This is a genomic window from Elusimicrobiota bacterium, assembly GCA_026388075.1.
Lineage (GTDB): Bacteria > Elusimicrobiota > Endomicrobiia > Endomicrobiales > JAPLKN01 > JAPLKN01.
Genome location: JAPLKN010000100.1, coordinates 1 through 6,968 on the forward strand (window position 1 = coordinate 1; position 6,968 = coordinate 6,968).

A 6,968-nucleotide genomic window follows, 5' to 3' on the forward strand; every position below is an offset into this window, starting at 1 on the left:
CTGCTGCGCCCTTGGGCTATCCCAAGGCTAATCTCTTCGCGTTCATTAACAGTTAATCTGTGATACTGGGTCATATGCAACTCCTTTCGTCCTGTATAATATACAGGAATCAAGTGTTGCATTGGTAACTTGAGCTTACCCTGTCCCTATTTTAAAAAGGGAAAAATATGAGTTTCAAGACAGATTTTATTAAAACAGATGATGATATCCGTATTGCGTTTGACCAATATATAAACGGATTTAAGAAAGTCATTATCATTGCCCATGGATTTTATTTCAATAAAGATATTTTTGTAATGAAAAAACTTGCTGAAGTTTTTTCCAATGAATATGACGTAATAACCTTTGATTTCAGGGGGCATGGAAAAAGCGGAGATTTTTTTACATGGACTGCTCTTGAGGATAAGGACTTGCGCGCAATTGTTGATTATGCAAAAAATGAAGGCTATGAAAAAGTTGCAGTTTTGGGATTTTCTTTGGGAGGCGCTACCGCAATTATTGAGGCAAGCTATGATATTCATGTTGATAATGTTATAGCTGTTAGCTCGCCTTATGATGTTTGGAAAATAAATTTTCGCATATGGGAAAAAGAAGTGAGAAAAGATATTGAACTGAATTTAAGTTTTATTGAAAAAGGCAAGGGTGTTAGGCCGGGCAGCCCGCTGATCAGGAAGGTAAGGCCGATAGATGTAGTCCAAAAAATTTCTCCCCGTTCAATACTTTTTATTCAGGGTGACGAAGACTGGCTGGTAAAAGCGGAGCACGGACAAAAGTTATTTGAAAAAGCAAAAAGACCAAAAAAACTGGAGACTATTAAAGGCGCAGGCCACGCGGAAAATATATTTGTTTTATTTCCGGAACAATTCATAAAAATATGTGATTCTTGGCTTGAAAAGACATTTTAACTTGCAATTCCCCGCATCTTGATGCGGGGTAACAGATGTTCCCCTCTTTGAAAAAGAGGGGTGAGGGGGAAGTCTTTGGACCGAACTGTTTGTGAGGAAGATTCAATAACGTCAAATCCCTCTCCCGCCCACGGCTGGTCAGCCTTGGGCTGACAATCTCCCTTTTTCAAAGGGAGAAGTTATTGGTTACCCCGTCCGCCCTGGGCGGACTGCGGGGAGGTTCATTAATAATAAGAAAGAGATGAAAAATAAAAAAGGCAGGAACTAATAATTCCTGCCTTTTTAGTCATAATAATAATAACAAAACCTTTTATTTTCTTACTGCTTTTACCGGGATTCTTTTAGCGGGTTTTGCCGGTGCCGGTTTAGCCGCACGGGCTAATGGAGCGGGAGCCGCAGTAACAGTTGAAACAGTTACTTCAATTGGAGTGGGTGCCGCTGTCATTGGCGCGGCAGCTTCTTTTGCCTTTTTGCAGCCAACAAATGCTATCGTTGCAAATACTAAGATGAATAAAACTTTTTTCATTTTTTACACCTCCTTTTTATTTTGTCTTCAAATAGGGAACGGACAAAGGTTTTTGCTATAAAACAATATAACCTTAAACCTTAAGAATGAAAAAATTGTATATTTTTGTTACTAAACTGTCAATTATTCCTTTGAGAAATATTTCCAATAAAGGTTTATAAAAATTTAATAAAATAATATAATAATACAATGTTTTCTAAGCGAGTCCTTCATCTTTTTTCTTCATGGACAGCAGGCGGGGCTGAAAAGCTTATGCTTTCGCTTGCCCAAGGGCTTGAAAAAGAAGGCCTTCAAAATTATATTGCAGCACCTAAGAAAAGCTATTTGATAGAATATGCAAAAAAAATGAACCTTAAAAACTTTTCAATCATGATAAAAGGCTCATTTGATCCGATAGGTATTCTTAAGCTTTGGTGGATAGTTCAAAAAGAAAATATTGATATAATTCATGCTCATCAGGGTAAGGTTTTTTGGCCCTGCATAATTATGAAATTTCTGCGCAAATCAAAAACGAAGGTTGTCTTTCACAGGCATGCGCATATTCCCCACATGTTTTATACGAGGACGCATTATCTATTAGCGGATAAAGTTATCGCAATTTCATCAATTGTCGCTAAAGATCTCCAAGAAAGGGAAAATGTTCCGCGAGAAAAAATTCAGGTGGTATATAACGGCACCGATTTTGAAAGGTTTAATTCAAAGGTTTCTGCAAGCGAAGTTAGAAAAAAATATGGCCTTGAAGGAAAAGATGTAATCGGCACAATTGGCCAGATGAACAAGCCGAAAGGAAAAGGACAGCAATATCTTATTGAAGCTGCTGCGATGCTGAAAAATAAGCTTTCCAATAACCGCTATTTGATAGTCGGGACCGGGCCAATACTTGAAGATTTGAAAAAGATGGCGCAAAAGCTGGGTGTTTCGGATATAGTGTTTTTCCCGGGGTATCAGGAAGAAATAGAAAAATATATAGCGGCTATGGATATATTTTGTTTTCTTTCCTGGGATAAAGAGGGGTTTGGGCAGGTAATGGTTGAAGCTCAGGGCATGGGAAAGCCGGTGATAGGCACTGATATTGGCGGAATCCCGGAAACTTTTCAGAATGGGATTACGGGCATACTTATTCCATCCGAAAATCCGGAAATTCTAGCCATGAGTATTCAGCAGCTACTTTTAAATAAACCTAAGTTGAAGCAGATGGGGGAAGAAGCGGCTAGATTTGTTAATGAAAAGTTCAGTATAAATAATATGATCAAGAATGTTATAAATGTTTACAGGGAATTATATGTATTACTTTGAAGATCTGTTTACAAAACAGGGGAAATCGCGGGGCTTTCCCGCCCCTGCACCCCTGGATTACTTTTCTTTACTTGCCTAAAGAAAAGTAATTAAAAGAAATGCACCCTGTGAGCCATTCGCTCGCATTTTTCAGGCGGTTTTTCAACTCGCCCCTTCGGCTTTGCCATGATGGGGCTCAAACACGAAAAACCGAAGACTCCCTTAAAAATGCTCGACTCATAACCGGCTCAATGGGGAAAAACTGTAAACACGACTCTTAGATTTTACAATTTATATTAAAATCTAATTTCTTTTAGAAAATAAATAAGAAAGTCCTGGGGCTAATGCGATACGAAAAAAGAAGATTGTTTTAACGGTAATGCGAAGTCAGGAGGTTTAATGAATAAACTTTCAGTTTATGTTATGACTTTTAACGAAAAAGAAAAAATAAAAGACTGCCTTGAGAGCGTAAAATGGGCAGATGAGATTGTTATTATGGATTCGTTCAGCACCGACGGAACCCTTGATATCGCAAGACAATATACAAATAAAATTGTTCAAAAGGAGTTTGTAGGTTTCGGAAAATTGAGAAATATAGCGCTTGAGCATTGTGCAAATGATTGGGTGTTAAGCGTTGATGCTGATGAGCGAGTAACGGAAGAGCTTAAAAACGAAATTCTTGAAAAATTATCCAAAGGCCCTGAGGCTGACGCTTATTATGTTCCCAGAAAAAGTCATTTCTTAAAGTATTGGGTCAGGCATTGCGGGTGGTATCCCGATTACAGGCAGCCGCAGTTTTTTAATAAAAATAAAATGAAATATACTGAACAATTAGTTCATGAATCGTATAAACTTAATGGCAAAATAGGGTACCTTAAAGGGCATATTTTACAATATCCTTTTTTAAGTTTAGACCAGTTTATGAAAAAAATGGATAGATATTCTTCACTAAGAGCCGAAGAGATGTTTAATGAGGGTAAAAAATTTAAAATAATTCAGCTTATAGTATATCCTTTAGCCTTTTTTCATAAGATGTATATTCAGAAGTTGGGTTTTTGGGATGGTAAAGTCGGGTTTATACTTTCCTTTCTTTATGCATATTATACGGCGATAAAGTTTATCAAACTTTGGGAAAAATATTACAAAAAGATATCTTAATGCGAGAATTTTTATATCCTTTTTCTTTCCTCTATAGAGCTGGACTAGAAATTGACAGAAGAATTACTAAGACAAGGAAACTTCCGAAACCGGTAATAAGCATAGGAAACATAACGTGGGGAGGGACCGGTAAAACTCCTTTAGTAATTAAAACCGCCAGATATTTAATTTCTCTCGGTCTAAAGCCCTGTATACTTACCAGGGGATACAAAAAGAAAGAGAATAAAATTGTATTAGTAAGTGACGGCAAAAATATGCTTGTTCCGGCTGAAATATCGGGTGATGAGCCATACTTAATTTCTGAAAGTGTTCCCGGCGCAATAGTTGTTTCTGGGTCAGACAGGTTTAATTCTGCCAAAATGGTTTTAGATAAATTTTCTCCGGATGTTTTCATTTTAGATGACGGATTTCAGCACTGGGATCTTGAGCGGGATCTTGATATCGTATGCATAAATGTTTTAAATCCTTTCGGGAACGGGCTTCTTATTCCGTCCGGTATTTTAAGAGAGCCTTTATCTTCATTGAAAAGAGCTGATATTGTTGTTCTTAACAATTGCGATTTGTCAAAAAATACCGAATCTATTGAAAAAAAGCTTATTTCTGAGGCTGGTATACAGCCGATAAGGGCTGAATATAATCCTGTTCAGCTAACGAGGATAAAGGACAAAAAAATATCAGCTATTTCTGAACTGAAAGACAAGCCAATAGTTGCGTTATCGGCAATAGGCGAAAACATTGGATTTAAGAAAACACTTGAAAAACTCGGCCTTAATGTGATACAGCATTTTAAATTTAGAGACCATCATTGGTTTTCTAAAAAAGATATAAAAAAAGTGTTTGCATCGGTTTCTGACCGGTCTTATATAGTTACTACAGCAAAAGATTCAATACGTTTAAAAAAAGTTTTTGAGACTTTAGATAATAGCGTCACGGAAAGGGTATACTCGCTTGATATTGAATTAAAGTTTGAAAACGGAGAAAATATTTGGGAAGAAAAGATAAAAAAAACCGCGCGGTTTTCATAGATCGTGACGGCACCATAATACATGAAAAAAATTATTTACGAAAAGTAAATGAAATAAAACTTCTTTCGGGTGCGGTAGAAGCTTTAAAGATTTTGAAAGAAAAGAAATTTAAGCTCATTTTAGTTACAAATCAATCTGGCATTGCAAGAGGTTTTTTGACAACAAATAAATTAAAACAGATTCATAAATATCTTGAAAGTATGCTTTTAAGAAAAGGGGTAAAGCTGGATGCAGTCTATTTTTGTCCTCATGGGCCGGACTCAGGATGCGATTGCAGAAAGCCCAATCTTGGAATGGTAAAACGGGCACAAAAAAAGTTTAATATTAATTTGAAAAAATCTTTTACCGTCGGCGACCATGCCAATGATTATTTGCTCGGGAAAAATATGGGCGGAAAAGGCATATTTATACTAACCGGACACGGGAAACAGGAGCTTAAAAAAATAAAAAAAGATAAAATATTAATTAAACCGGAAAAAATATTTAAAAACTTTCTTTACGCGGCCAAATACATGGTAAAAAATTAAATGAAAAATAAAATATATCAAATTTACCAAAATATTTGTTTTTTAATTCTTGTTCTAATCGTCCTTTTATTTGAAACGACATTTTCTTTTTGCCAAGAAGAAGATAAGGAAAACTCCAAGGCTATTATACATTTAGTAAAAGAAGGCGATACTCTTGCAAAAATTGCCTATAAATATTATTCTGATGGGAAAAAATATCCGATAATTGCTAAAGCAAACAGAATTAAAAATCCGCATAAAATAAGAATAGGCAATGTCCTTATTATTCCAAATCTTCCCTTAGAATTGCCTGAAACAATATCAGTAACCGGTTCATCTATGTCTTTAACTCAATTTCAGCCAATTGAAGTTTCTTCCGGCCCTTTTGTATGGAGAAAAGAAACCAATAACGCTTTTCCTGCCAATGAAAAACTTTTGTTTGAGGTTTCCTGGAAATTTCTTACAATTGGTTATGCCACATTGGAAGTGCGGGGAATAGAAAATGTAGGAGACAGACCGGCCTATCATATAGTTAATGAAACCCGATCAACTCCTTTTTTTGACAAAATTTATAAGGTAAGAAATATGTACGAATCATGGATAGATACGGAAAGTCTTTGCAGTTTAAAATATTCGGAAAATGCATATGAAAAAGACGAGATAAAAACAAAAACAGTACTTTACGATCAGATAAACCTTAAATATAGCGTTGTTGGAAAAGAAGAAAGCGGAGATATATTTCCATGGATACATGATGCTTTTTCTTCCCTTTATTATATAAGAACCAAAGAACTTGAGGTCGGCAAAGATTATTCCATTGATGTAAATTCGGGAGATAAGTCATACCCACTTATTGTTAAAGTTCTTGGCAGGGAAAAAAAGAAAGTTCCTGCCGGCGAATTTGAATGTTTTATTTTAGAGCCCCATGTTAAGGAAGGTACAGGTATCTTTAAATCAAGCGGCAGGCTATGGATATGGGTAACTGCGGATCAAAGAAAAGCTCCAGTTATGATGAGGTCCCAAATATCTATAGGTTCTATTACGGCGCGACTAAAAAGTATGGAATAAATAGTAAAAATTTGTTAAAATGAGCTAATAAATTTAAATCCATTAGCTAAAATACAAAAGATATGAAAAATCTAATCAATTTTGTTCCACAATTCAGAAAAAAGTCTATTCTTGTCATTGGCGATATAATGGTGGACAGGTTTATATGGGGAAATGTTTTAAGAATTTCTCCCGAAGCTCCCGTGCCCGTGGTTGAAGTTACAAAGGAAACCCAGGCTTTGGGCGGGGCAGGAAATGTTGCCAATAATCTATCAAGTTTAGGGGCAAAGGTAAATGTAATTGCTGTAATAGGGGACGATTTGGTTGGGGAGCAAATAAGAGATTCTCTTAAAACAAAAAATATAGCAACCGACGGAATAGTTGTAAATGATTCTAGGCCTACAATAATAAAAACGAGAATCATTGCCCAGCATCAGCAGGTTGTGCGGGTGGACAAAGAAATAAAAGGAACATTTTCGCAAGATATCGAAAAACAGTTGGAAGAAAAAATAAGCCTAATTGTCCC

8 protein-coding genes are annotated in these 6,968 nt (G+C 36.1%); 7 read left to right on the top strand and 1 reads right to left on the bottom strand.

Annotated elements, in window-relative coordinates:
* The first annotated feature begins 167 nt into the window (after nucleotides 1-167).
* Nucleotides 168-905, top strand: coding sequence for an alpha/beta fold hydrolase (locus NT145_05305; GenBank protein MCX5782101.1), 738 nt, complete (start codon nucleotides 168-170; stop codon nucleotides 903-905).
* 310 nt (nucleotides 906-1,215) lie between these two features.
* Here the strand turns inward: NT145_05305 and NT145_05310 are convergent, their stop codons facing one another.
* Entirely contained in the window at nucleotides 1,216-1,431 is a 216-nt protein-coding gene (locus NT145_05310; protein MCX5782102.1) for a hypothetical protein, read from the bottom strand.
* 189 nt (nucleotides 1,432-1,620) lie between these two features.
* On the opposite strand from NT145_05310, the gene NT145_05315 reads away from it, so the two are divergent.
* The 6 genes from NT145_05315 to NT145_05340 all read left to right on the top strand — a co-directional run.
* Entirely contained in the window at nucleotides 1,621-2,727 is a 1,107-nt protein-coding gene (locus NT145_05315) for a glycosyltransferase family 4 protein (GenBank protein MCX5782103.1), read from the top strand.
* 378 nt (nucleotides 2,728-3,105) lie between these two features.
* Nucleotides 3,106-3,864, top strand: a complete 759-nt coding sequence (locus tag NT145_05320) for a glycosyltransferase family 2 protein (GenBank protein ID MCX5782104.1) — start codon at nucleotides 3,106-3,108, stop codon at nucleotides 3,862-3,864.
* On the top strand, nucleotides 3,864-4,889 hold the full coding sequence (gene lpxK, locus NT145_05325) for a tetraacyldisaccharide 4'-kinase (protein MCX5782105.1): 1,026 nt from the start codon (nucleotides 3,864-3,866) through the stop codon (nucleotides 4,887-4,889). Before NT145_05320 ends, lpxK begins: the two co-directional genes overlap by 1 nt.
* Nucleotides 4,850-5,416: an HAD family hydrolase gene (locus NT145_05330; protein MCX5782106.1), complete on the top strand. Its 567-nt coding sequence runs from the start codon at nucleotides 4,850-4,852 to the stop codon at nucleotides 5,414-5,416. Before lpxK ends, NT145_05330 begins: the two co-directional genes overlap by 40 nt.
* Nucleotides 5,417-6,463 carry a DUF3108 domain-containing protein gene (locus NT145_05335; GenBank protein MCX5782107.1) on the top strand — a complete coding sequence of 349 codons (1,047 nt, stop codon included), beginning with the start codon at nucleotides 5,417-5,419 and terminating at the stop codon, nucleotides 6,461-6,463.
* A gap of 62 nt (nucleotides 6,464-6,525) precedes the next feature.
* A partial coding sequence (locus tag NT145_05340) for a PfkB family carbohydrate kinase (GenBank protein MCX5782108.1) occupies nucleotides 6,526-6,968 on the top strand: 443 nt, incomplete at its 3' end.

What these genes read in the sequence shown, in the direction of transcription:
- NT145_05315 (MCX5782103.1), top strand. Translation starts at nt 1,621, where the DNA reads ATGTTTTCTAAGCGAGTCCTTCATCTTTTTTCTTCATGGACAGCAGGC.
- NT145_05335 (MCX5782107.1), top strand. Translation starts at nt 5,417, where the DNA reads ATGAAAAATAAAATATATCAAATTTACCAAAATATTTGTTTTTTAATT.
- NT145_05320 (MCX5782104.1), top strand. Translation starts at nt 3,106, where the DNA reads ATGAATAAACTTTCAGTTTATGTTATGACTTTTAACGAAAAAGAAAAA.
- NT145_05310 (MCX5782102.1), bottom strand. Translation starts at nt 1,431, where the DNA reads ATGAAAAAAGTTTTATTCATCTTAGTATTTGCAACGATAGCATTTGTT.
- lpxK (MCX5782105.1), top strand. Translation starts at nt 3,864, where the DNA reads ATGCGAGAATTTTTATATCCTTTTTCTTTCCTCTATAGAGCTGGACTA.
- NT145_05305 (MCX5782101.1), top strand. Translation starts at nt 168, where the DNA reads ATGAGTTTCAAGACAGATTTTATTAAAACAGATGATGATATCCGTATT.